Origin of the sequence: Paenalcaligenes sp. Me131, from assembly GCF_050487225.1 — a bacterium.
Classification (GTDB): Bacteria; Pseudomonadota; Gammaproteobacteria; order Burkholderiales; family Burkholderiaceae_B; genus Paenalcaligenes.
Map to the genome: position 1 here is coordinate 511,804 of NZ_JBKQGY010000003.1, position 23,396 is coordinate 535,199.

At 49.1% G+C, this 23,396-nt stretch carries 14 protein-coding genes; 13 read left to right on the forward strand and 1 reads right to left on the reverse strand.

The window, feature by feature from the left end:
• The first annotated feature begins 1 nt into the window (after position 1).
• From ACLPHM_RS14095 to ACLPHM_RS14105, 3 genes are read left to right on the forward strand one after another with little or no spacing between them, the layout of a single operon-like run.
• Positions 2-4,987: a YheC/YheD family protein gene (locus tag ACLPHM_RS14095; RefSeq protein ID WP_430221852.1), complete on the forward strand. Its 4,986-nt coding sequence runs from the start codon at positions 2-4 to the stop codon at positions 4,985-4,987.
• A 7-nt stretch (positions 4,988-4,994) separates the two neighbouring features.
• Entirely contained in the window at positions 4,995-5,942 is a 948-nt protein-coding gene (locus ACLPHM_RS14100) for a hypothetical protein (protein ID WP_430221853.1), read from the forward strand.
• Between the two features lie 18 nt (positions 5,943-5,960).
• Entirely contained in the window at positions 5,961-7,679 is a 1,719-nt protein-coding gene (locus ACLPHM_RS14105; protein ID WP_430221854.1) for a hypothetical protein, read from the forward strand.
• Here ACLPHM_RS14105 and ACLPHM_RS14110 read toward each other — a convergent pair.
• On the reverse strand, positions 7,637-8,686 hold the full coding sequence (locus tag ACLPHM_RS14110; RefSeq protein WP_430221855.1) for an AraC family transcriptional regulator: 1,050 nt from the start codon (positions 8,684-8,686) through the stop codon (positions 7,637-7,639). The two genes, ACLPHM_RS14105 and ACLPHM_RS14110, sit on opposite strands and share 43 nt — an antisense overlap.
• A gap of 252 nt (positions 8,687-8,938) precedes the next feature.
• Here ACLPHM_RS14110 and ACLPHM_RS14115 point away from each other — a divergent pair, with 252 nt between their 5' ends.
• The 10 genes from ACLPHM_RS14115 (at position 8,939) to ACLPHM_RS14160 (ending at position 23,232) form a co-directional block, all read left to right on the forward strand.
• Positions 8,939-10,111 carry an isovaleryl-CoA dehydrogenase gene (locus ACLPHM_RS14115; RefSeq protein WP_430221856.1) on the forward strand — a complete coding sequence of 391 codons (1,173 nt, stop codon included), beginning with the start codon at positions 8,939-8,941 and terminating at the stop codon, positions 10,109-10,111.
• Positions 10,112-10,123: 12 nt separating this feature from the next.
• Complete coding sequence (locus ACLPHM_RS14120; RefSeq protein WP_430221857.1) at positions 10,124-11,731, forward strand: carboxyl transferase domain-containing protein; 1,608 nt, start codon at positions 10,124-10,126, stop codon at positions 11,729-11,731.
• Between the two features lie 23 nt (positions 11,732-11,754).
• Entirely contained in the window at positions 11,755-12,552 is a 798-nt protein-coding gene (locus ACLPHM_RS14125; RefSeq protein ID WP_430221858.1) for an enoyl-CoA hydratase/isomerase family protein, read from the forward strand.
• Position 12,553: 1 nt separating this feature from the next.
• Positions 12,554-14,536 (forward strand): acetyl-CoA carboxylase biotin carboxylase subunit, encoded by a 1,983-nt coding sequence (locus ACLPHM_RS14130; protein ID WP_430221859.1) that lies wholly within the window; start codon positions 12,554-12,556, stop codon positions 14,534-14,536.
• Positions 14,537-14,582: 46 nt separating this feature from the next.
• Positions 14,583-16,274: an AMP-binding protein gene (locus tag ACLPHM_RS14135; protein ID WP_430221860.1), complete on the forward strand. Its 1,692-nt coding sequence runs from the start codon at positions 14,583-14,585 to the stop codon at positions 16,272-16,274.
• A 24-nt stretch (positions 16,275-16,298) separates the two neighbouring features.
• Entirely contained in the window at positions 16,299-16,910 is a 612-nt protein-coding gene (locus ACLPHM_RS14140) for a phenylacetic acid degradation protein PaaY (protein ID WP_135861441.1), read from the forward strand.
• A 209-nt stretch (positions 16,911-17,119) separates the two neighbouring features.
• Positions 17,120-18,469, forward strand: a complete 1,350-nt coding sequence (locus ACLPHM_RS14145; protein ID WP_430221861.1) for an MFS transporter — start codon at positions 17,120-17,122, stop codon at positions 18,467-18,469.
• A 978-nt stretch (positions 18,470-19,447) separates the two neighbouring features.
• On the forward strand, positions 19,448-20,152 hold the full coding sequence (locus ACLPHM_RS14150; RefSeq protein WP_430221862.1) for a gluconate 2-dehydrogenase subunit 3 family protein: 705 nt from the start codon (positions 19,448-19,450) through the stop codon (positions 20,150-20,152).
• A gap of 2 nt (positions 20,153-20,154) precedes the next feature.
• Complete coding sequence (locus ACLPHM_RS14155; RefSeq protein WP_430221863.1) at positions 20,155-21,924, forward strand: GMC family oxidoreductase; 1,770 nt, start codon at positions 20,155-20,157, stop codon at positions 21,922-21,924.
• Between the two features lie 12 nt (positions 21,925-21,936).
• Positions 21,937-23,232 (forward strand): c-type cytochrome, encoded by a 1,296-nt coding sequence (locus ACLPHM_RS14160; RefSeq protein WP_430221864.1) that lies wholly within the window; start codon positions 21,937-21,939, stop codon positions 23,230-23,232.
• Positions 23,233-23,396 lie beyond the last annotated feature (164 nt).

Genomic DNA, 23,396 nt, shown 5'->3' on the forward strand with positions numbered 1-23,396 from the left:
GATGGGTATTACTGTTTTGTTAGATCAGGGTAAGTCGTTATTTCAGCGGTGGCAAAAAATAGAACCACTGACAGAACTATCTGAGGGATTACCAGCATGCGTTTTGTTCTTTAGCATCAGTAACGGTCAAAACAAAGCAAGCGTGCATATTGCCCGTGGTAATAGCTTTGATGATGCCTGGAAAACAGGTGAAGAGTGGTGCTATGCATGGGCGTCAGACCAAGAAACTCCCCCTGTATGGCTACGAATAGATGCCGTCGCATCTGTTGAAGCCTATAGTTGGGCAGAACAAAAGCGCCGTATGAGTTTAACCAAACGTAATTATTTTCGTTTTGGTTTGGCATTTGATAAAAACTTCTCAATAGCATTTTTAGAACAAGAGTTGGCTGCCAATGCCATTTTGTATGATGGTCAGATAGGTGTAGCAACACCCAATGCCACCAACCTTGCACATTACAGCCGTCAAAGGTTTTCACAATCTTTAGAATGGCCAACCGAAAACGATACAACACTATGGCGATTCAAAACGAGAGCCGTTTTTGTGGATGGCGATACAGCGTACCAAATAGAGCACCTAGGGCGTCACAGCGGTTACCGTAAAGTCGAGGATTGGGGACCTGCCCGTGTAAATAGCACAATTAGGGCCAGTACACAGTATCTGGCAACACAGGTTAGGGGTACCGGTCAGTATCATTATGGGTGGTTCCCTTGTTTTGATAGGGCGATCCCTACTTATAATGCACTGCGTCACGCCAGCTCAACCTACGCGTTACTAGAGGGGTGGGAGGTCGCAAGACAGCCTGAACAACGTCAGGCAATAGAGCGTGCCCTGCATTACTTAACAACTACCTTGATTCATCCAGTAAAGCTGCCAACAGGGGAAAAAGCTGCTTTTCTTGTTGATGTAGGAAATGAAATTAAGTTAGGTGGCAATGCTGTGTGTTTGCTGGCTTTGGTGAAATATACAGAGCTAACTGGCGATCAACAGTATTTATCATTATTAGAACAATTGGCTGTAGGCATGTTATTTATGCAGGATGCTGAAACAGGTTCTTTTGTTCATGTGTTGAATTATCCCGATCTTTCTATCAAAGCTAAGCATAGGATTATTTATTACGATGGAGAAGCGGCGTTCGGGCTTATGCGCTTGTACGGCTTGACCCAAGACGCACGCTGGCTTTCAACGGTAGAAAAAGCATTTGGCTATTTTATTGAGGCCAAGCACTGTAACGCGCATGATCACTGGTTAAGTTATTGCGTGAATGAACTGACGCTATACAAGCCAGAGCTACGCTACTACCAATTTGGTCTAGACAATGTACGTAACTATCTAGACTTTGTACAAAATCGCATCACAACCTTTCCTACCTTGTTGGAACTCATGATGGTGGCGCAACGCATGATCGTGCGTATGCAAACAGACAAAAACCCAGAAGTCAGAGCATTGCTAAATGGGTTCCCATTAGAAAAATTTTATCTGGCGTTAGAATCAAGAGCGCGTAGTTTGCTTGATGGTTTCTTTTGGCCAGAGTTGGCGATGTATTTTAAAAATCCAGCTCGAATTCTTGATAGTTTCTTCATCAGGCATCATAGCTTTAGAGTCCGTATTGATGACGTAGAACATTACTTATCTGGGTATGTAGCGTACAAAAAGTATTTGCAAATAGCTACTGATACAGTCAAAAAAAAACTCAAAAACCAATCACTAGTTGAACCACCCTCTATTAATGCAGCAACACGTGTATCAATTATAGGCTTATTAAGCTATCCCAAAAGCCCAAGACGCTTCATGGAAGTAAAGGCATTAGCTTCTCAAGCATGGAGCAAAGGTGTAGCTATCTTTTATATATCCTATCAAGATTTTGATGAACGTAATGGGCTAATAAAGGGCTACTTATTTGATGGAAATTCCTGGCAAGAGGGTTATGGAAAAGTACCTCGTGTTATAGACAACGCTCCAGCCAACACACGTGCACAACAACACATAGCAACAAGCTTAAGCAACCGAGCCAGACTACTATGTCATCGTCTTGGTGGTAAGGCCATCACATTAGAGATCTTAAAAAAACATCCACGGACGGCAAAATTCGTAATTGAGTCCGAAAATCTAACGCTTAATACATTAAGCCATATGCTGGATACTTATGGCAGTGTCGTGATTAAACCGTATAGATCCAACAGAGGTAAACAGGTCTATAAGTTTTCAAAGCAAAATACTAATCAGTATACGTTAGAGAGTGATACAGGTATTGAATCATGCTCTTTAGAAGGACTAGAGAATTTTTGCAAAGGAAAGCCCAGTCACTCTTGGATGATACAGCGTTACGTATCCAGTAGATCTATTCAAAACAAACCCTTTGATATTCGTGTTCCTGTTTTTAGAGCTAAATTAGGTGAGTGGGTAGTAGCCAGAAAGTATGCTCGTGTGGGACTAGGTTCACTGACCTCAAACCTAGCTACAGGTGGCTCTTCCCATGAGGCATTGGACTTTCTACAGGAAACCTATAGTGAACAAGAGGCTTTGGTCATTGATCAGAAAATGACTCAAGCTGCTATAGATATCGTTAACGTACTTCAACAAAACTATCAATTTGATATTGATGCATTAGGTTGCGATTTTGGTATTCAAAATGGTGAACTGTTCCTGTTTGAAGTAAATTCCTATCCCGGATTAAAGGGATGTCTAGAAAGTGCTGTAATGTTGAAGACAGATTTCTATCAATATGTTTTACAACAAAACACCAATAAAAGAATCGAAATAAAAATTGAGGCGGCGACCACAGAAAACCAATCATTATTAAGAAAAATCATGTTGGCTGGAGAAAATGACTACGCCTCCTCTCGTTACCTACGTAAAGGTATTGCAAATCCGATTTATCATATGCTTTCCTACGAGGCCAGAAAACAAGGGCTTATAGCAAAGCTACGTAAAAATAGCTGCTTAGAAATTCACGAAGCACATGCTGTTGTTGCCATATTTTCTCCTAACTCCCCAAATCTATCTTTGGCCACTCGCCGTATTGCCAATAATAAAGAACTCAGCAAGTTTTTCTTGCAACGTGCAGGTATCGCTGTTCCAGAAGGCCGCGTCTTCAGAACATTCAAGGCAGCTCAACTGTACTTTAAAACTAGAACATCTCCTCAGGTGGTTAAACCCAGAACGGGCACCGGCGGGAAAGGTGTTACAGCTCATGTCACTGACAGTACCTTATTGAAACAAGCATGGCTCAATGCTAAAGCAAGAACGTCGGGTGATATTATTGTTGAAGATTTTGTTGTAGGTGATGAGGTCAGGATATTTGTTCTAGGCGGCAAAGTAACTGCTGCCGTATGCAGAATTCCTGCCTATGTCATTGGAGATGGACATAGCAGCATTGCAGCGTTGGTGGCCAAGAAAAATGAGGAACGCAAACGTAATCCTCTGCTGAAAGTCTATCCAATCGCGAACTATGACTATTTAACACATGTATTAAAAAAAGATACTCGCTTCATCCCAAAAGCAGGCGAGTACATACGTTTGGCGATGGTTTCAAATGTCGCATTGGGTGGGGAAAGCGTTAGCGTCTTGAAATTCCTACACCCATCTATTCTCAATATGGCAGAGAAAGTATGGAAGGCTATACCACATGCCACGCAGCTAGGTTTAGACGTCATAGCAAAGGACTTCCAAGCACCTGCACAGAACAATGCATACGTAATAGAAATCAATGCTGATCCTGCCGTAGCTACACCGGCATTTTCTGCATACGGTGAGGATTTCTTAGATCTGCCCAAAGCGCTTATTACCTATGCCGTCAAAGCACGAGGCCATCAAAAGAAACTCAATACACCTATTCTAAAAGCAGCAGCGCCATACATGCCTACCTGCCAAGGAGAAACGTTCTTAGCGCTAAGTCCTGCGGCAAGACAAACCCATCTGTTACGCCACGCTGCGTATGTACGTGGTTTAGATGTGAGTATTGTGGACAACTCAGTAACGATAATCCGTGATGCTGAACGTGAAATCACTTTTGTGAATGGGATATGTGGTCTTACTCGTTCTGCTACGGCACAGGCTCTTAAAAATAAGCAGTGGATGAAAGAATTATGGTCTGAAGCAGGGTTAAACACGGCTGCTGGACAAAGCTTTGCAGTGGAAGACGTAGAGAAGGCATGGCAGTTTGTGTCAACCTTAAGCACCCCTGTTGTACTTAAATCTATAAGTGATGAGGGAACTGTGTGCGTGTCTTCAAATGAACGCGCGCAGTTTGAAATAGCCTGGAATAGATTTCGAGTCAAAAACACTAAAACCATCCTATGCGAGCAGTGGCACAAAGGCAAAAGTTATAGACTTCTTGTGATCGGCAACAGACTGTGCGCTGTGGAGGAAACGCTGGACCTGCCCATTACTGGTGATAATCAGCCACATAGTAATGGGCACGCTGAAAAAATGTACGATGTGACCACATTGGCGCATCCAGAGTGGGCTGACGTCGCCGTTCAGGCTCGTTTCGCATTATATGACCCTATTCATCTAGGCATACAGCTACGCGCCGACAATATAACACTGTCACCTAAGCAACAAAACTGGGTGTTAGTAGGAGCAAACAACCGTATTGAGTGGGGACAGTCTTTCTGGCCAACGAGCCAAGCCAGAGACGTCGCTGGCGCGATTTTAGAGCAAGTTTTTAAGGTGGTAGAAAATAGCCATACGATAGTAAAACGTGTGCTGATAACAGGGAAAGTACAAGGCGTAGGGTTCAGGAAATGGTTCTGGAGGCACGCACATTTGCATGGTATTTGGGGATGGGTAGCAAATCGTTCGGATGGGAGGGTTGAAGCAATAATACAAGGCCACCCACGTGCGATAGAGCAACTGATAGATAAAAGCAAAGTCGGCCCCACGCAGGCGCAAGTCACCTCAGTCGATGTATTTGACGAGTGTGTACAACCCTTAACGATGACCGGTTTCGAAATTACCGAGGACAGAACAGTAGAACGTGCGTAGGGAAGGCATGATGCACGATTTACTCAAGAAGGTTTGTATGGTGGTGTGTGTTGCTCTTCTAGCAATGGGCCGCAGTTATGCCGAGAGCGAAAGCTGTGCGCAACAGGTGTTTAAAAGTATGCAACAGCTTTCTCATTCTGTAGTCCAGGATGGGTTCACCGTCTGGTATGCAACACAAGGGGAACACGCATTAACCAAAATAGAGGATCTTAATTCCAATGGCATCCCAGATAGAATAGATGACCTGCTACTGCAACTTATAGCAGCAAAGAATTTTTATTCGAACGTGTTGCACTTAGTGCATCCATTACAACAAGCCCGTTACGACTCTGCAGAGACTATTCATATTTTTGTTCTCTCCATGAAAAAAGGCAATGGGCTGGCCTTCCATGAGGCGGTGCAACTTCGTCCGTCTAGGCTGGAAGCGCCTGAACCCTGCGGGCTACGCATTTATATCAATAATCAATTGGATGCTAGTCGTAATCTCACCCCTGCCCATGAGCTATTCCATCTTTATCAATATGGCTATGTGATGTTCAAACGCAGTTGGTATTTGGAAGGCATGGCACGGCTAGTGGAAACAGCCTTTGCTGGGCCTAACCGGCTAGGGCGATATATGCATTCACTGGATGAGTCTGTGCCATGTGACGCTGTAATGGAAGAGAGCTATTCAGCGGTGCGTTATTGGTGGGGACTTGCTAATCGCCACGAAAAGACACGTATTGTTGTACCTACCTCCCTGAGAAGCTTACGGTATAGCAATGGTGTCCCAGTCTTTTCAGGCCATGAATTCATGCATGGCGAGATCATACTAAAAGCGCTAGAAGAGTTAGAACACTTAAGTGAAATAACCTCCCAACGCTTAGGGCTTCCTCGTTATCGCTGGCCTACACGAGTCCAAGGAGCAAATGATTTTGATAGCTCTATGTGTGATGCCCTAGAAACCATATTCTAAAACCTGGCTAGGTGAGTAATGCGGTCTGGTAAATATTTTATAGAGGTTTATAAGACCCTATTTCATCATGTAGCTGGTTGGCTGATTGCTATTGTTTTACTGGTACTGTGCTCATTAGCAACCCTACTCATCAGTCTGATATTACCGTGGCAGCTATTGGCGCTTATGGATGCAGGGAAAGCCACACGATGGCAATGGCTAGGAACAGATCATGCAATGATGTGGATAGGCATGACGATTTTAGGTGCATTTATTGCGCATCTACTGTGTGAGTGGGCAATTGGAGTAGCGGGTAAGTTAGGAGCTGAGCGCCTATTAAAACGGCACGCAAAAGTTGGGTTGCCTAGTGGTTACCAACATAAAACGCGAAAATACTTTACGCTCTTGGCTAAGTTACTGTCATCTAGCATCTTGTTTTTTGCTGTAGTGCTATTGCTTTGTGTGGTGTATCCCTTTTTAGCACTCGGGGTTGTACTGTATCTAAGTTTGTGGCTGATTATTGGCCTTTTGTCGCTGCGCCACAGTTGTCTACAGGTTTTCATTAAGCCTACAAATCTCGTCAAGTTTGGTTGGCTTGTTGGGTTCATCTTTATTTTAACGTGGATCGTTTTTAGCTATCCCTACGTGAATACCCCCCCAGTGCTTTGGATAATAGTGTGCGTCATTGCAACTAGGCAAATGTTGATTCAGGTGTTCACGTCACTTGTACGCTTACAAGTGTTATGGAGAGATCAGGAACAAGTATTTTTGCTGTTTTTGGCTCATCGTGTTGGTACAGCAGTACAAGCTCACACGCATTTTTCCCTGCAAACCTATTTATACGAGCAGCAACCGCCTTTTCCTGTGCTCACAAAACTATTGCATCAAATGAAGGTAAACGCACAAATTACAGAAATAAGTTGCTCACTGGTGGAGAATGGCCACGTAGCATATGTCACACTGATCGCAAAAACACGGCAAGGTGAGACTGCCTATTTGTTAAAACTATACGATACGGCTCGCTTTGCATTAGCTGAACATGAAGCCTTGTTAATGCAGCATGTACACCCACACTGGCCTACCTCTACTTATTTAGCACACTATAAAGACCGTAAGGTACAGGCACTGCTATGGTCGTGGAGTGTGGGAGCTCAGTGGTTATCGGTTACCGAGAAAAGAAAATCTAACATCAACTTACGTACACAAATCTTGTCATGCTGCATCACTCATGATGTGGAGGAACGTTATTATCGGGCACATGCTCCATTACATGAATGTTGGGTTAGCGATGTAAAGTGGGATACTCTTCTGCTTGTTTCTACCAGTGCTAAGGCACAAGAACAGGTACGGATACTAGAGACCCATAAAGAAACTATTTCTACCCGTTTATCTAGACTGCCTGCACAACTGATACTTCCTAGTTTGCTACACCGGCGTATGGCAAAAGTAGGGACTGCACAGTTGTGGCTAGCGAACTGGAGTCGTTGGGAATGGGGGCCGGTTGGTGCTGGCTGGCCTTCTCATACATCCTTAGAGACTCTAACAACGGCATTACGGAAAACCCAAGATCAGCGGCCTGAGCTAGCCGCTGTAAACCCTATGGATGCATTGCTAGCCTGCAGAGTTTATTTATTGAGACTTTACTGTGTAACCAATAAACTCCATCAAGCAGAGAAAATGGTCGAAAAGTGCCTAGAAGCATTGGAGGAAGGCATTCACCCCGTCAAACCTGCCTCTTCCCTTGCTTGTAGTCTATAGCTCTGCGGCGTAGCCCCTACCCAGTTTTTAAATGCACGAGAAAAGCTTTTCTCGTTCTTAAAGCCGGTCTCAAACGCAATCTGCTTGATGGGCTTGCTGGTTCTGGCCAAGCACTCCATCGCCTTTTTCTGACGCACATCGTTTTTCAACTGCTGTATGGAAAAACCTTCTTCTTGTAGATGGCGATACAGTGTGCGCACCGACATGTGCAGTTTCTCGGCCAGTTCTTCAGCGGTTAAACCCAAATCGTTATGCAGCTGTTTACGTATGCCTTGCACCAATAACTTGTCGCGCCGGTAAGGCAGCACGGTTAATAAGATGGCTTGGCGCAGCATGCTTTGCAGCATAGCTTCATCGCGTAACAACGGCAGTTGTAAGTAGCGAGCGTCGAAATGCATAGCCGACTGACCAGCGTTAAAACTGGTTTGACCAGAGAACAACCGCGGATAGATTTCAGCGTGATCGGGCTTATCAAAGGCAAACATCACGTCTTGTAGCTGTATACGTGAATCAATAAGCCAACAGGCATAGCCCAACATGTATCGGAACAAGGTGACATGGCAGAACTCGCGCATCTCACCTAGGTCGCGGTTTTCTTGCAGGCTAATGGTTGCCACGTTGCTGGACACATCTAGGCTTAAGATCACATCGTCAGTCAGTAGACGGTGATGCCTACACCAACGTTTCAGGGCAATGCCCAAATCGGGTGAGCTCAATGACGCTCTACACAGCATGCCGTAGCTACCCCACGGCAACTTCCTAGAAAACCACCCCAAGGCTTCGTCGTCCAGTTCTTGCATGGCAAGTGCCGACATTTGTTCCATTTGGGTGGCGGTGACCCGCGCTTTAGCATCCAACAACAACTTGGGTGGAATCTGCGCTTTACGTAAGGCACTGGCAGGATCCATGCCATATTTTTGATACGCCAGCACCATAGCCTGAATGAATGCTATAGGCGTAGTGGCCTTCTTTCCAAACAATAACGGCAAACTGTGTATAACTGTCATAGGTGCCTCCTCTACACCACGGCGTAAACCACTATATAGAGTGGCAGTATTTGCAACCTTTTTGGCATGACCAGACCCACCGGCCACCTTATTATCAATTCATCACCATACCCATTCAAGATCAACTATACGTATTGCACTCACTACTCATACAGTGAGGCAACAGAGACAGCTCAGCACAGGCTTACCCTCCTGTGCTGACACCAATCACCAACAGGAGCATGACACCTGCAAAGGTGTGCATGAAAAGCCATGAGTATTTCAGGCCTTAATTTCTTTCTTGGCGACACCATTGAAATGCTGCAAGAGACTGTACGGTCTTTCGCGGCTAAAGAGATCGCCCCTCGCGCTGCTGACATTGATAGGGATAACGAATTTCCCGCCGACCTCTGGCAGAAAATGGGTGATCTAGGCCTATTGGGCATCACCAGTTCTGAAGAGTACGGCGGCACCGATGCCGGTTACTTGGCCCATATTATTGTGATGGAAGAGCTTTCACGTGCCTCGGCCTCGGTAGCTCTATCATACGGCGCGCACTCTAACTTGTGTGTAAACCAAATCACTCGCCACGGCACTACTGAACAAAAAGCCAAATATCTGCCAGGTCTTATTTCTGGTGAGCATATAGGCGCTCTGGCCATGTCAGAACCTAACGCAGGTTCTGACGTCGTGTCCATGAAGCTGCGTGCCGAGAAGAAGGGCGATAAGTTCGTACTGAACGGTAGCAAAATGTGGATCACTAACGGTGGCGATGCCGATACCTTGGTGGTGTACGCCAAAACTGATCCTGCTGCCGGCGCTAAAGGTATTACTGCTTTTATCGTAGAAAAAAGCTTTAAAGGTTTTTCTCACGGTACGCATCTGGACAAGCTGGGCATGCGCGGCTCTAACACCTACCCACTGTTCTTTGATGATTGCGAAATTCCCGAAGAAAACGTGCTGGGTGGTGTGGGCAATGGCGTCAAAGTGTTGATGAGCGGTTTGGACTACGAACGCGCCGTACTGTGCGGTGGCCCACTGGGCATCATGGCCGCCTGCATGGATGTGGTCGTGCCCTACATTCACGAGCGCAAACAGTTCGATCAACCTATAGGTCAGTTCCAACTGATGCAGGGCAAGATTGCTGACATGTACAGCACATGGCAAGCAAACCGTGCCTATGTCTACGCATTAGGTCGTGCCTGTGACTTAAGCAACCATAGCCGCACCCTACGTAAAGATGCTGCAGGCGCTATTTTGTACAGCGCTGAAAAAGCCACCTGGATGGCAGGCGAAGCGATCCAAGTCTTGGGCGGTAACGGTTACATCAACGAATTCCCTACAGGTCGCCTCTGGCGCGATGCCAAGCTGTATGAAATTGGCGCAGGCACCAGTGAAATCCGACGCATGCTGATTGGCCGCGAATTGTTTGAAGAAACCCGTTAAGAAGGGGGTTGTATGACCAAACTTACCTCCACGTTGAACACCCGCTCTGACGAGTTCAAAACTAATGCTGAAACCATGCGCACGCTGGTGGATGACTTACGTGCCAAAGCCAAACTGGTGGCTGACGGTTCATCACCCAAAGCGCGTGAAAAACACTTGGCACGCAACAAGCTGCTACCGCGTGATCGCATTGATCATCTGCTAGACAAAGGCTCGGCCTTTTTGGAAATAGGGCAGCTAGCCGCCTACGGTTTGTACGGCGACGAAGTGCCCTCTGCAGGCATTATTGCTGGCATTGGCCGCATCCATGGCACCGAGTGCATGGTGATTGCGAATGACGCCACGGTGAAAGGGGGAACGTATTTCCCCATGACGGTGAAAAAGCACCTACGCGCACAAGAAATTGCCGAGAAAAACCATCTGCCATGCATTTACTTGGTGGATTCTGGCGGCGCATTCTTGCCTATGCAAGATGAAGTGTTCCCCGATCGGGATCACTTTGGTCGTATTTTCTACAACCAAGCCCAAATGTCAGCCAAAGGCATTCCACAGATTGCGGTGGTCATGGGTTCGTGTACCGCTGGTGGTGCTTATGTGCCTGCGATGTCTGACGAAACCATTATCGTAAAAAATCAGGGCACCATCTTTTTGGCAGGCCCGCCGCTGGTTAAAGCGGCTACCGGTGAAGTGGTAAGCGCCGAAGATTTGGGTGGTGCTGATGTGCACACACGCATTTCTGGCGTGGCCGACCATTACGCCGAAGACGATGCGCACGCCTTATATCTCGCGCGCCGCATTGTGCAGAATTTGAATCGTCAAAAACCGCAGTCGCTAGTACTACAACCTAGCGAAGAGCCACTGTACGACCCTGAAGAAATCTACGGCATTTTGCCTACCGATAACCGCAAACCCTACGATGTACGCGAAGTGATTGCGCGCATTGTAGATGGCTCGCGCTTTGACGAATTTAAGGCGCGCTACGGCAACACCTTAGTCACTGGTTTTGCGCACTTATACGGCCAACCCGTAGGCATTATTGCCAACAACGGAATCTTGTTCAGTGAATCTGCACAAAAGGGTGCGCACTTCATTGAGCTATGCGGTCAACGCAATATCCCTCTGGTGTTCCTGCAGAATATCAGCGGCTTTATGGTAGGGCGCAAATACGAAAGCGGCGGTATTGCCAAAGACGGTGCCAAGATGGTGACGGCCGTGAGTACAGTCGCTGTACCCAAAATCACCATGCTGATTGGTGGCTCGTTTGGTGCCGGTAACTACGGCATGTGCGGTCGCGCTTATGACCCACGCTTCTTGTGGATGTGGCCAAACAGCCGTATCTCGGTGATGGGCGGCGAGCAAGCAGCCAGTGTGCTGTCTACCATCCGCCGTGATCAGTTGGAAGCCAAAGGCGAGAACTGGAGCACTGACGACGAGGCGCAATTCAAAGCCCCCTTGTTGCAGCAATACGAGCACCAAGGCCACCCCTATTATTCCAGCGCCCGCCTATGGGACGACGGCATTGTAGACCCTGCACAAAGCCGCCGTATTTTGGGGTTGTCACTCTCTGCTTCCCTAAACGCCCCCATAGAACCCACCAAATTTGGTCTGTTCAGAATGTAAACGCGCCACTATCAAGAGGTGTAATGATGTTTAGCTTTCTTGAGATTACCCAACACGCTGGTGTCGCGACCGTCTGGATGAATAGACCGGAGCTGCACAATGCGTTTAATGCCCAGCTCATCCATGAGCTGTACACCGCTTTTCAGCAGCTAGATGGTGATGCTGACGTACGTGCCGTGGTGTTAGCCGCCAGAGGCAAAAGCTTTTCCGCCGGTGCGGATTTGAACTGGATGAAAAGTGCCGTCAATGCCAGCCAGCAAGACAATCACAACGATGCGTTGGCACTGTCTAACATGCTGCACACGTTGGCGACGCTACGTAAACCTACCATTGCCCGTGTACAAGGCGCGGCGATTGGTGGTGGCATGGGCCTAGTCAGCGCTTGCGACATCTGCGTTGCCGCTGATACCGCTAAATTTGCCACGTCTGAAGTCAAACTAGGGCTGATTCCTAGCGTTATTAGCCCCTATGTAATTCGTGCAATTGGGCCTCGCCAAGCCCACCGCTATTTCCTGACAGCAGAGATGATTCCTGCTACTACCGCACTGGCGATTGGGCTTGCCCATGAGGTAGTACCCGCCGACCAACTGGATGACAAAATCAACACGCTACTTGCTGCGCTGCAAGCTGGTGGCCCCGAGGCGCAAGCAGCGTCCAAAGTGCTGATTCAGTCGGTGAGCTACAGACCCATAGACCAGAGCCTGCTTGAGCTCTGCGCCCGTAACATTGCTGAACTGCGTACCGGCAGCGAAGCACAGGAAGGCATGGCTGCCTTCCTTGCCAGACGTGCGCCTCAATGGCTGCACAGCAAGGAGTCCTAATATGTTCAATCGTATTCTGATTGCTAACCGTGGCGAGATTGCTTGCCGCATTATCAAAACCGCTAGACGCTTAGGCATAGAAACCGTCGCGGTTTATTCCGAAGCAGACCGCAATAGCCGTCACGTGCGCTTGGCTGACCAAGCCATACTGATTGGCCCAGCCGCGTCAGCACAAAGCTACCTCAGCATCGAGAAGATCATCGCCGCCGCCAAAACCAGTGGCGCTGAAGCCATTCACCCTGGCTATGGCTTTTTGTCTGAAAACACAGCATTTAGACAAGCATGCGACGATGCAGATATCGTGTTTATTGGCCCACCTACTGCGGCTATTAAAGCCATGGGTTCTAAATCCGCCGCTAAAAAACTGATGGAAACGGCCAACGTGCCGCTTACCCCCGGCTACCACGGCGATAACCAAGATGCAGATTTCCTAAAGCAGCAAGCTGACCAAATTGGCTACCCTGTACTGATTAAGGCCGCGGCAGGTGGTGGCGGCAAAGGGATGCGCTTGGTTGAGCGCACTGAAGATTTCGCGGCCTCGCTGGTATCGTGCAAACAAGAAGCCAGTGCCAGCTTTGGCGACGACTTGGTGTTAATTGAGAAATACATCACCCAGCCTCGCCACGTAGAAATACAGATTTTTGCTGACCAACACGGTAACTGTGTACACCTGTTTGAGCGTGACTGTTCCGTGCAGCGTCGTCACCAGAAAATTCTGGAAGAGGCTCCCGCCCCCGGCTTATCTGCTGAACTGCGTAACACCATGGGCGAAGCTGCTGTTAAAGCCGCACAAGCGACGGGCTATGTGGGTGCAGGTACCGTGGAATTCATCATGGGGCCAGCCGGTAACTTCTACTTTATGGAGATGAATACTCGTCTGCAAGTAGAGCACCCGGTGACAGAAATGATTACGGGCCAAGACTTGGTGGAATGGCAGTTGCGTGTCGCCGCAGGCCAACCTCTGCCGCTTAGCCAAGACCAACTGCACGTTACTGGTCACGCGATTGAAGCCCGTATTTATGCCGAGTCACCCGATAAAGATTTCATGCCCGCAACCGGTAAATTGCTGCACTACCAACCACCAGCAAACACCCGCTATGTGCGCGTGGACAGCGGCGTGGAAGAGGGCGATGCCATTACTCCGTTCTACGACCCGATGATCGCCAAACTGATTGTCTGGGACGAAGACCGCGACAACGCCTTAGCTAGAATGCTGCAGGCCTTGAAGCACTATGAAGTGGCTGGTGTACAAACCAATATCCAGTTCTTATCGCGCTTAGTGGGCTGCCCCGCCTTTATGCAGGCCGATCTGGACACCGCCTTGATTATCCGTCAGCACGATCACCTATTCGTGCCACCTACACCTGTACCGGATACTGCCTTTGCCGCCCTAGCCGTGAGCGAATTGCTGCGCGAGGCATCACAGCACAACGCTGAGACCTCACCGTGGGCCATCAACGATAACTGGCGCTCGAATCTGGATGCTACTCGCTTGTTTGCCTTCCAGCACGACGACCACAACGTCACCGTGCGTGCACTCGCCACCCCACAAGGTTGGAGTATTGACGTCAACGGACAGCGCTTTACCGCCGATGGTAATGCCTTGGGCGACCAGAAATTCCGTGTCTGCCTAGATGGGCGTTGCCAAGACCTGACCGTGGTCAGCACTGAGCATCAACGCCATGTGTTCTACGACGGCCAAAGCTGGCTGGTGCAGTGCACCCATGATTTGCCACCACAAGTGGCGCAAGAGCAAGACGACAAGGGCCTACAAGCGCCCATGCCAGGCATTGTGGTGGCGTTGCTAGCCGAAGCTGGTAGCCATGTCACCCGCAACACCCCTTTACTCACACTGAGCGCCATGAAGATGGAATACACCATCAGCGCCCCCAGTGATGGCGTGATTCGCAAACTACTGTGCGCAGTAGGAGACCAAGTCGATGATGGAGCAGATCTGATCGAATTCGAACCGTCAGCAGCATAACAAAACATAAGCTGAACAGGCATAAAACAACCCAGGAGACAACACCATGAGTCATGTAATAGGCAGGACTGACACCCCTCTGATTACCTCAACCATAGGGCAATTCTTTGACCAAAGCTGTACCCGCTTTGCCGATAACGAAGCCATCGTCATACACCAAGACAAGGTGAGGCTGACCTATAAAGAACTACAGGAGCAGGTCAACACACTGGCGTGTTCGCTGTTGCGCCTCGGACTGTTACCCGGTGACCGCGTGGGTATTTGGTCACCTAACAATCTGGAATGGTTACTCATGCAGTTTGCTACCGCGAAAGCGGGGCTAATCCTGGTGAACATCAACCAAGCCTATCAACAGGCTGAGTTGGAATATGCCATCAACAAAGTAGGATGCCGTGCCTTGGTCATGGCTCCCGGTTTTAAATCCAGTAACTACCTGCAGATTTTGTCAGAGCTTAAACCTGCCTTGCAGGGCAAGCTGGATGCGCAAGATAGAGTGCCTAGCTTGGAGTTCATTGTGCGTTTGGGTTCTGAGACCACCAACGGCATGATGAACTTTGGCAGCCTGATGGTGCCACCCACCGCATCTGAACTAGAGCATTTGCACGAACTGGGCGCTACCTTTAGCCCTCGTGACCCGGTGAATATCCAGTTCACCTCGGGGACTACCGGTGCGGCCAAGGGCGCCACGCTGTGTCATAGCAATATCTTGAACAATGGTTTCTTTGTGGGTGAAACCATTAAGCTCACCCACCATGATCGCGTGTGTATTCCGGTACCGCTGTACCACTGCTTTGGCATGGTGATGGGGAACATTGGTTGCATGACACACGGCTCGACGATGGTGTATCCGTCTGAAGCCTTTGATGCAGAAAGCGTGCTGGATGCCGTCACCCAAGAGCGCTGTACGGCCCTCTACGGTGTGCCCACCATGTTCATTGCCTTGCTAGATCACCCTCACTTCAGTCGTTCAGATTTCAGCAGTTTGCGCACCGGCATTATGGCTGGTAGCCCATGCCCTGCCGAAATCATGAAGCGTGTGATAGAAAAAATGCACATGAGTGAAGTCACCATTTGCTATGGCATGACAGAAACTTCTCCGGTGTCCTTCCAAAGCCATACCGACGCCCCCGTCGATCGTCGCGTCTCGACTGTGGGCACTATACATCCACATTGCGAAGTCAAAATTGTGGACTCCGACGGCCACACCGTACCACGTGGCCACACTGGCGAGCTATGCACACGCGGTTACTCCGTGATGCTGGGCTATTGGGGCGATGAAGACAAAACACTGGAAGTCATTGATGACGAAGGTTGGATGCATACCGGCGACTTGGCCACCCTTGATGAGGAAGGCTACTGCAACATCGTTGGTCGTATCAAAGACATGATTATCCGTGGCGGCGAGAACCTGTACCCCCGCGAAATCGAAGAATTCCTGTACCGCCACCCTGAAATCAAAGATGTGCAGGTAGTGGGTGTATCGGATCAGAAATTTGGTGAAGAACTGTGCGCGTGGGTGATCTTACAAGACAACGTTGCTACCACTGAAGACGACATACGTAACTTTTGCCGTGGGCAGATCTCACACCATAAGATTCCCCGCTACATACGCTTTGTAGACGAGTTCCCGCTGACGGTGACCGGTAAAGTGCAGAAATTCCGTATTCGCGATCATATGGAACAAGAGCTGAAGCAACCCGACGAATCCACCCCGCTACGTCGTACGGGTACGGCCTAATCCTTTACTTGTGAGCCCACCACCATGCCCTTTTATGAAATCAACGGAATACGGCCAGTTGTACACCCCACAGCCTATGTGCATCCCGATGCGGTACTCATCGGTGATGTCATCGTGGGGCCCAACTGCTATGTCGCCCCCTTAGCCAGTTTGCGAGGGGATTTTGGCCGGTTGATTTTAGAAGAAGGCAGCAACATACAAGACTGCTGTGTGATGCACGGCTTTCCGGGAGGGGACACCGTAGTAGAAACCAACGGCCATATAGGTCATGGCGCGATCTTGCACGGATGTCGTATCAAAGCGCATGCGCTGGTAGGCATGAATGCTGTCGTTATGGATAACGCCGTGGTGGGCGAATTCAGCATCATTGCCGCCAGTGCCTTCGTCAAAACAGGCATGATTATTCCCGACAAAGTACTGGTGGCGGGTATGCCCGCCAAAGTCATGCGCGACCTGACTGAAGACGAAATGGCATGGAAACATAAGGCTACCGGTCGCTACCAACAGCTGGTGATAGAAAGCCAGCAAAGCCTACGTCCTTGCACGCCGTTGACCGAGGTAGAGGCACAGCGGCCACGCAACCCGGCCTCTGACGTGGTGCCGTTAGCGACGCACAGGGCCAAATCCAAACCCTGAAATTTTCCACCGCCACGCAACGCGGTAGGCAGCCTACGGCCATGCCGCATTCCTGATCGCCTGACACTAAAACCAAGTATTCAAATTCTGCCCTGACAGCTACACAGAGAGCTGCCGGCGCAGGCTAGCGACCCTGTAACACCGTTGCACACTCAATCCACGATACGTATCACAACAAACAAGTAGTCGTAGAAAAAAGGAGTAGGGAGATGACACAAGCAATAAATCCCAAGGCTATAGAGCCTGGGGTGGTAAACGTATGCCCCATTATTAATGAGGCAAAATTTCAGAAGTTTCATTGGCTCACTATTTTCTGGTGTGCCTACATCATTATTTTTGATGGCTATGACCTAGCAGTACTGGGGGTAATTTTGCCTTCCATCATGAATGAATGGAACTTGAGCGGTGCCGCTGCCGGGCTGCTCGGCAGCTACACCTTGATAGGGATGATGGTAGGAGCCTTATCCCTGAGCGCCCTGTCAGATAAGCTGGGCAAGAAAAAAGTCATCACTATTTGCGTGCTGGTTTTCAGTGTGTTTACGTTCTTATGCGCCTTTGCGACTAGCCCTACCCAGTTCGGCTGGTATAGGTTTATTGGTGGCGTAGGGTTAGGCGGTGTGATGCCTGTCGTCACCAGCCTCACCAGCGAATACTCACCCAGACGTAGACGCAGCCTAACGGTTGGCTTGATGTTTAGTGGCTATTCCGTAGGGGGCATGTTGGCCGCCGTGCTGGGTATTTGGGTGATCCCCGCCTTTGGATGGCAAGCCATGTTTTACATTGCCATCTTCCCTGTTCTACTTCTGCCCTTGATGCTCAGACAATTGCCGGAATCGGCGGCATACATGGTGCAAACCCAGCAATGGGAAAAGATAGGTGCGACCCTTCGCAAAGTCAGCCCAGGTTACCAATACGAAGCAGGCACGCAGTTTAGCAACCCCAACATCACCGCGAACAACAGCAAAGCACGTATAGTCATTCGCGACCTGTTCTTAGAGGGACGCACGCTGAGTACCTTGATGCTGTGGGCCATGTGTTTCATGGCGCTGTATGTGGTGTACGGCATGACCTCATGGCTACCACGCCTGATGCTGCAAGCAGGCTACCCCTTGGGTTCCAGCCTAAGCTTTTTATTCACCGTGCACTTCGGCACGATACTCGGCGCACTAAGCTGCAGTTGGCTCATGGATCACTTCAGCGGCCGTAATGTGTTGGTGGTTTATCTATTTATTGCCGCTGCAGCTATTGCTGCGCTCGGCTTTGCCACCAACAGTGTGGTGCTCTATACCCTCTTGATCATTACTGGAGCAACCACCATTGGTACACAGATAGGTTTATACGCCTTTATTGTGCGTTTCTACCCCATGACCATGAGCTCTACCGGCATGGGCTGGGCACTGGGAGTGGGGCGTCTGGGAGCCATCATCGGCCCCTTTGCGGTAGGCCTACTGTTTGACCTTAACCTCACTCTGCAACAAAACTTCTTTAGCTTTGCGATCCCTGCCTTGCTTGCAGCGATTTTCATGAGCTTGGTGAGCAACCGCCAAACAGCCTCGTAAACTGAGCTAAACCCTGTGCAACGCCCCCGGAAAGTTTGGAGCAGTCTCCAATTTTCGGGGGCCAATTTTTGTGTAGTGCATGGTTTTCAGAAGCGGATACACAGGTTGGGACTAACCGGCTAGGTAGGCCGTTGCGTACCCATAGGGCAACACCTACGCCTTAATGTATTAGCTAGCATTACTACTCAAAATAGTAAATTAGCAAAAAGTGGTAGAGGTAACGGTTATGTAAAACACAAAACGATCGCTTGGACGTATTTAAGTACGTCTATTGATGACTGTTGTAATGCATTTTAAGTGTGTGATAAGCGTCATATCGCATTACGCATACACAATGCCAAGTTGGCCCCTCATTGCCACACTTATCCACAGCCACAACGTTGCGCTCCCTCGTGCAAAACCGTTGAAATATCAAAAGAATTACCCAAAACTTAAAAATAGCTTAAAGATTTATTGTTTTAAATTTTTTATTTAATTAATCTTTAAAATTATTTATTTTATTTACATTAATCATTACCAATTAATAAATAAATTCATTAATTATTATTAAAAATAAAATTCAATTATTAATGACTTTATATTCGTCCATATTCTAATAAATAATAGAATAAATTTACCGCAAAAAAAGCTTACACAACCCGTGCCATTCACTATTCTTATGCAACTGATGGCATAAAGACTAGCTCCTACAGACTCGCACCCTGCTGTGGATTGCTATACAATCCCAGTAATCATTCCGTTGGCCATCTGTAAAAAAGCTGTTCAGCTACTACACCAGACCAACCCATTATTCGTTCCAAAGCTTTACAGATGTAACCAGATTGATTTGGTCTTGTTATTCATGTAACTGTTTGCGGTAACTCACTGCACTTAATGATATTAATGTGTGGATTACTGCAGTAAAACCTTCAAACCCATTTGTTTTTATTTCTCCTGTCATTCAGATCTTCATCTGGGTACTTAGAAAAGGAGTTTCCTATGCACGACCATTCCCAAAAAGGAAGTCTGACGCGCCGCCGTTTCTTGATGGTGTCCGCCGCTACAGCTGGTCTGGCAAATGTGCCTATGTCATTGCACGCCAAACCTGCCGACTTTCCGCCGCTAGATCAGTACACACCCGTCTATTTCACGCCTGAAGAGTGGGCATTCATCTTGGCTGCTACTGCCCGCCTGATTCCTTCAGACGGCGACGGTCCAGGCGCGATAGAAACGCGTGTTCCACTGTTCTTAGACCAGCAATTGGCTGGCGATTACGGTAAGGCCGTGGACTGGTACATGGAAGGTCCTCACGACCCAGCCGCCGCACCACAATTGGGTTACCAAACCCCCTACAACCCTGCACAACTCTACCGCGAAGGTATTAAAGCCTTTGATGCATGGTGTGTAACCGAGCATGGCGCACTGTTTGCCAAGCTCACTACCGAACAGCAAGACGCTGCGTTACTGGCTCTGCAAGACAACAAAATGGGTCTAGAGCCTGAACTGCGCGATTTCTTCACCTTGCTGCTGGGTAACACCAAAGAAGGCTATTTTGCTGACCCCATGTACGGCGGCAACTATGGCATGCAGGCATGGAGCTACATCGGCTTCCCAGGTGCTCGCGCCAGCTTCAAAGAATGGGCTGACCAGTACAACGTTCGTTACCCACTGGGACCGGTTTCAATTTCTGGAGAGAGGGCATAACCATGGCACGCACAGCACCCAAAAAAGATGTAGTAGTCGTTGGTCTGGGCTGGACCGGTGCCATTCTGTCTATGGAATTGGCACAAGAAGGCTTGGAAGTTCTAGCCTTGGAACGTGGTGAAGACCGCGACACTGTACCCGGCTTTGAATACCCCAACGTGATTGACGAGCTGAAGTACGGCGTACGTTACGGTTTCATGCAGCGTCCATCGCAATCCACCGTCACCGTGCGTCACGCACCCGGCGAAAACGCCTTACCATACCGTATTCTGGGCTCATTCTTGCCTGGTAATGGTGTAGGCGGTGCAGGTATGCACTGGAACGGCCACACATGGCGCCCACAGCCTGAAGAAATGCGCCTGCGCTCTTACACGCTTGAGCGTTTTGGTCGTAATGTCATCCCTGATGGCATGCAACTGGCCGACTACCCTCTGAGCTACGAAGAACTGGAACCGTTCTTGGCGCGCTTTGAAGGTGTAGCCGGTATTTCCGGTCAAGCCGGTAACATCAATGGCAAGCTGATCCCCGGCGGTAACCCGTTTGAAGGCCCTCGTTCTGGCAACTACCCTATGCCAGCAATGCCTCACACCTACGATGCCGACCTGTTTACCCAAGCGACTAAAGCCATGGGTTACCACCCATTCCCGCTGCCCGGTTCTATCGCGTCTAAATCGTACGTGAACGAATACGGCATGCAAATGGGCCCCTGTAACTTCTGTGGTTTCTGTGAGCGCTTTGGTTGCTACAACTACTCCAAAGGCTCACCACAAACCTGTATTTTGGATGCGCTAAAACGCAAATCCAATTTCAGCTACAAAACCCACTCCGAAGTGCTGCGCGTAGAGTTGGCTCCCGATGGCAAAACCGCCACCGGTGTGACCTATTTCGACCACGCTGCTGGCGAAGAAGTGTTCCAACCTGCTGATTTGGTCTTGTTGTGTGCCTACCAGTTGCACAACGTACACCTGTTGCTGTTGTCTGGCATTGGTAAGCCCTACAACCCCACTACAGGCGAAGGCGCTACAGGTCGTGGCTATGCGTACCAGATGACTGGTGGCACCACCTTGTTCTTCAAAGACAAAGAGTTCAACCCCTTCATCGGTACCGGCTCCAACAGCATGGTGATTGATGACTTTGGTGTGAACCAAATTGACTTTGCTAAAGAAGGCTTCGTAGGCGGTAGCTACATCACTGCAGGTACCTACAACGGTCAGCCTATTCGTTCTATGCCGTTACCAGCCGGTACGCCGTCATGGGGTAGCGAATGGAAAAAATCCATTGGTGAATGGTACGGCCACGCCATGAGCATCGGTTCGCACGGTTCCTGTATGTCCTACCAAGATAACTACTTGGATCTGGACCCTACGTACAAAGACCAGTTTGGCCGCCCCTTGATGCGCATGACCTTCAACTGGAAAGCCAATGACATTCGCATGACGCAATTCATGCGCGGCAAAATTGAAGACATTGCCAAAACCATGAACCCCGATATCATGCAGTCCGGGTACAAAGCCGATGGCGCAATGTACGACGTACGCCCTTACCAAACCACACACAACGTGGGTGGTGCTGTGATGGGTAATGATCCTAATTCCTCCGTAGTGAACCGTTACTTGCAAGCGCATGATGTACATAACTTGTTCGTCATGGGTGCGGGTGCCTTCCCACAAAACCTGCAATACAACCCAACTGGGCTAGTAGGCGGTTTGGCATACTGGGCTGCGCACGCTTTACGTAACGACTACCTGCGTAATCCACGCATTCTGGCCTAAGGAGGACGCATCATGAAAACGTTTGTACGTATTATCCTTGCGCTGATTGTGATCGCCATTTTGGTGATCGCAGGCATGATCTGGATTCCTTCTGAGCGCACACCTGCACAAGCTTTGGCTCCCGATAGCGAAGTTAGCGTAGCGCGTGGTGAATACATGATGCGTGCTGCTGACTGTATCGCCTGCCACACCGCACCAGAAGGCAAAACCTTCGCCGGTGGCCGTGCTATTCAAAGCCCGTTTGGTGTGATCTGGTCTACCAACATCACTCCCGATAAAGAGACTGGTATTGGTAACTACACACTGGACGACTTCCGTGCAGCGCTGTACGACGGCCTGAACAAACAAGGCGCACACCTGTACCCAGCAATGCCCTATGAAAACTACCGCGTCATCAGTGAAGCGGATGTGCAGTCTCTGTACAAGTACTTCATGGAAGCAGTACCCGCTGTGAACAACAAAGTGCCTGAAACCGACTTGGCTTTCCCATTCAACCAACGTTGGGGATTGCGTGCATGGAACTGGGTAGCTCTGAACCCCGTTGGCTTCCACGCACCAACCGATGATCAAATGATCAATCGCGGTGCGTACTTGGTACAAGGTGCAGCTCACTGTGCCGCCTGCCACAGCCCACGCACAATGTTCATGTCTCAAAAAGGCGCGAACGGTGACGATCCTGCTTTCTTGTCTGGCGGTGAAGTAGACGGTTGGAGTGCCCCAAGCTTGCATGGCCCTGACAGCGTGGCTGGCCAGTGGAGCAAAGAGCAAATGGCACACTACTTGGCGACAGGTAGAAACGACTACGCGACAGCGGTAGGTGAAATGTCATTGGTAGTAGGGGATTCACTGCAATACCTGACTTCCGAAGACAATATGGCTATCGCGGCCTACCTGAAGCACATCAGCGGTGGCAAAACACCTGAAGCGCCTGATGCAGCGAACCGTACAGTCACTGCAACAGAAAAGCTGCTGGCGTCTGCTGATCCTTCTATGCCCTTGGGCCCAAGACTGTATCTGGATAACTGTTCCGGCTGTCACTTTGTGGATGGTCGCGGTGCTCCAGAAATTTTCCCCGCACTGGATGACAACCTGATGGTTACAGCCGACTCGCCTAAAGGCCTGATCTACACCATTTTGCACGGTGCAGAACTGCCTTCTACTGAGTCTCGTCCTGCGCGTTTACGTATGCAAAGTTACGCATGGCGTTTAAGCGACGAAGAAGTTGCAGAATTGGCGACCTTTATTCGCCAAGGCTGGAACAACAAAGCGTCTGCTGTCACCGCCAGCGACGTAGCCCCCGTACGCTAAACCTGCCAGCCCTTGCTGATAGCAAGGGCTAGGTGCTACACCACTACCGATAAGTGAGGCCTTTTATAGGCAACACTTATCGGTTTTTTTGGATAATATGTAGCAAAAAACGGGCATGCTAAACTGACAAACACCGCTACTCCCCGCTTTGGTAGCGCCATAAA

Coding starts and splice junctions, on each gene's coding strand:
- ACLPHM_RS14095 (WP_430221852.1), top strand. CDS start 2: ATGGGTATTACTGTTTTGTTAGATCAGGGTAAGTCGTTATTTCAGCGG.
- ACLPHM_RS14100 (WP_430221853.1), top strand. CDS start 4,995: ATGATGCACGATTTACTCAAGAAGGTTTGTATGGTGGTGTGTGTTGCT.
- ACLPHM_RS14105 (WP_430221854.1), top strand. CDS start 5,961: ATGCGGTCTGGTAAATATTTTATAGAGGTTTATAAGACCCTATTTCAT.
- ACLPHM_RS14110 (WP_430221855.1), bottom strand. CDS start 8,686: ATGACAGTTATACACAGTTTGCCGTTATTGTTTGGAAAGAAGGCCACT.
- ACLPHM_RS14115 (WP_430221856.1), top strand. CDS start 8,939: ATGAGTATTTCAGGCCTTAATTTCTTTCTTGGCGACACCATTGAAATG.
- ACLPHM_RS14120 (WP_430221857.1), top strand. CDS start 10,124: ATGACCAAACTTACCTCCACGTTGAACACCCGCTCTGACGAGTTCAAA.
- ACLPHM_RS14125 (WP_430221858.1), top strand. CDS start 11,755: ATGATGTTTAGCTTTCTTGAGATTACCCAACACGCTGGTGTCGCGACC.
- ACLPHM_RS14130 (WP_430221859.1), top strand. CDS start 12,554: ATGTTCAATCGTATTCTGATTGCTAACCGTGGCGAGATTGCTTGCCGC.
- ACLPHM_RS14135 (WP_430221860.1), top strand. CDS start 14,583: ATGAGTCATGTAATAGGCAGGACTGACACCCCTCTGATTACCTCAACC.
- ACLPHM_RS14140 (WP_135861441.1), top strand. CDS start 16,299: ATGCCCTTTTATGAAATCAACGGAATACGGCCAGTTGTACACCCCACA.
- ACLPHM_RS14145 (WP_430221861.1), top strand. CDS start 17,120: ATGACACAAGCAATAAATCCCAAGGCTATAGAGCCTGGGGTGGTAAAC.
- ACLPHM_RS14150 (WP_430221862.1), top strand. CDS start 19,448: ATGCACGACCATTCCCAAAAAGGAAGTCTGACGCGCCGCCGTTTCTTG.
- ACLPHM_RS14155 (WP_430221863.1), top strand. CDS start 20,155: ATGGCACGCACAGCACCCAAAAAAGATGTAGTAGTCGTTGGTCTGGGC.
- ACLPHM_RS14160 (WP_430221864.1), top strand. CDS start 21,937: ATGAAAACGTTTGTACGTATTATCCTTGCGCTGATTGTGATCGCCATT.